Below are 1,711 nucleotides of genomic sequence, written 5' to 3'. Positions count from 1 at the left end.
TCATCATTAAAGAAAACATTAAATCACTGATACAAAGATTAAGTTTTATTAATGGACTTCTTAAAGAAAATTATTAAAACTAATGCGACACAGCCTAATGCAACAAAGACTAGATTGAAGATTTCGTTATGAAATCTAATAGCTATTACTAAAATTGTTAGGAGGAAAAAACCAATAAATTGCTTGTAGCTCATCTTATCTAAATGGCATAAAGCATAAAGCCACAGCAGAGAATAAACTGAACCCACCGCAAAAGTTAATTCCTCTATTGAAATTACCATTTAGTGTATAACCAAGGTCTTCCATGATAAATATAATCTTGTGGTCTAGGGGCATTTAAATAAGTCAAATTAGTAAATGTTAGACCCATTCCAACCCTTAACGCCAACAATGGCACCCAAGCTCCCTCTGTGGTTTTCATCTCTTAATCAGAGAGGGCTATTAACTCTAAAGGTTGAGAATCTTGTATAAAAAGTGATTCTATTTCTTGTTGTGTAAAACTATCTTGTGCGAAAGTCAAATTAGAAAGAAAAGTAAAAGAAATTAAAAAACCAAATATTGTCTTTTTCATAATGAACCCCTTAAAATGTAATTTTTAATAAAACTATTCTATTTTTAACGATATTAAAATAATCTTAAGGTGAGAAAGGGAATTAAAGATAAAGTTATGTAAAGTATAAAAAGTAACAATATTTTAGAAAACATCTGTCCATATAGGACAAAAGAAACCAAATACTAACAATAAAGAATTATCTATCCAGCTATAAAATCTATAAAAATAACTTCTACTTCCTTGCACGATAAAAAACTTGGTATAAACTTTATAGTGATAGCATAGAAAGATAAAGGTGCTTTCTAACATAACAATAAGCATTCCAAGAAGCTGCCACCATTTGGTATCAAAGAAAATAAGAGAGATAATTAGAAAAAGAGTTTCGATAAAAATATGAAAATAAAAAAATACTTTAAAAGCATCAGATTCTTTTCTTGATTCTAAAAACGTTTTAAATCTCGACCACATAGAATAACTTTTATTAATAGAAATAAGATGGTAGAGAGAATATCCTAACCAATAATTCATTAAGGGTATCCTTACCATTCATCCTAAAAATCCTAATAGCAAAGAACTTATGGCATCTCTGCTCAATATAACAAAGCATAAGGATATAAAAAATAAGGAAAGTAGGAATCATAAATATTATATATATACTAAAAGTCTCATAATAAAAAACATAACCAATAACCCCTAGAACTACAAGCCCAAAGTTAAAAAGTGTGATACCCCATACCACACTCCTTGTAGAGAGCATAATTCGTTTTTTGCTAAGCATTTTTATCTCCTAAAATATCGAGATTTAAAAGAATCCCAACGAGGTTGCACATATTTAGTCATTACCCTACCATGAACTACTCTTAAACCCATCGTTGCGGGAGCCAATGTCATCTTTATAGGAATCTGCTTTATCCCCCACAACTTCCGCAAATAACCCCCAATAGCTCCTAACGCTACAGCTCCCCCAAAACTCCACCAATTCCAACCTTGATTCCTGCCAATTTGGTATCCAATATTTTGTATCCCTCCATAGACTCCGCCAATAAGACCTGCACCCATAAATGGCAACCACGCTCCCTCTGTGGTTTTCATCTCTTAATCAGAGAGGGCTATTAACTCCAAAGGTTGAGAATCTTGTATAAAAAGTGATTCTATCTC

At 31.7% G+C, this 1,711-nt stretch carries 5 protein-coding genes; all 5 read right to left on the bottom strand.

Going from position 1 to position 1,711, the window contains the following annotated elements; translation table 11 throughout:
• Nucleotides 1-38: 38 nt before the first annotated feature.
• Nucleotides 39-281: a hypothetical protein gene (locus LS72_RS11035; RefSeq protein WP_194145615.1), complete on the bottom strand. Its 243-nt coding sequence runs from the start codon at nucleotides 279-281 to the stop codon at nucleotides 39-41.
• 143 nt (nucleotides 282-424) lie between these two features.
• Nucleotides 425-571 (bottom strand): hypothetical protein, encoded by a 147-nt coding sequence (locus tag LS72_RS11030; RefSeq protein ID WP_194145614.1) that lies wholly within the window; start codon nucleotides 569-571, stop codon nucleotides 425-427.
• A 123-nt stretch (nucleotides 572-694) separates the two neighbouring features.
• Nucleotides 695-1,081 (bottom strand): hypothetical protein, encoded by a 387-nt coding sequence (locus LS72_RS10380; RefSeq protein WP_034555574.1) that lies wholly within the window; start codon nucleotides 1,079-1,081, stop codon nucleotides 695-697.
• Complete coding sequence (locus LS72_RS10375) at nucleotides 1,035-1,331, bottom strand: hypothetical protein (protein ID WP_034555573.1); 297 nt, start codon at nucleotides 1,329-1,331, stop codon at nucleotides 1,035-1,037. The genes LS72_RS10380 and LS72_RS10375 overlap by 47 nt, the downstream gene beginning before the upstream one ends.
• A 2-nt stretch (nucleotides 1,332-1,333) precedes the next feature.
• Entirely contained in the window at nucleotides 1,334-1,645 is a 312-nt protein-coding gene (locus tag LS72_RS10370; protein ID WP_138155347.1) for a hypothetical protein, read from the bottom strand.
• Between the last annotated feature and the right edge of the window lie 66 nt (nucleotides 1,646-1,711).

This window comes from Helicobacter apodemus (assembly GCF_000765745.2).
Classification (GTDB): Bacteria; Campylobacterota; Campylobacteria; order Campylobacterales; family Helicobacteraceae; genus Helicobacter_D; species Helicobacter_D apodemus.
This window is presented reverse-complemented; position numbering and strand designations above follow the sequence as displayed.

What these genes read in the sequence shown, in the direction of transcription:
- LS72_RS10380 (WP_034555574.1), bottom strand. Translation starts at nt 1,081, where the DNA reads ATGAATTATTGGTTAGGATATTCTCTCTACCATCTTATTTCTATTAAT.
- LS72_RS10375 (WP_034555573.1), bottom strand. Translation starts at nt 1,331, where the DNA reads ATGCTTAGCAAAAAACGAATTATGCTCTCTACAAGGAGTGTGGTATGG.
- LS72_RS11035 (WP_194145615.1), bottom strand. Translation starts at nt 281, where the DNA reads ATGGTAATTTCAATAGAGGAATTAACTTTTGCGGTGGGTTCAGTTTAT.
- LS72_RS10370 (WP_138155347.1), bottom strand. Translation starts at nt 1,645, where the DNA reads ATGAAAACCACAGAGGGAGCGTGGTTGCCATTTATGGGTGCAGGTCTT.
- LS72_RS11030 (WP_194145614.1), bottom strand. Translation starts at nt 571, where the DNA reads ATGAAAAAGACAATATTTGGTTTTTTAATTTCTTTTACTTTTCTTTCT.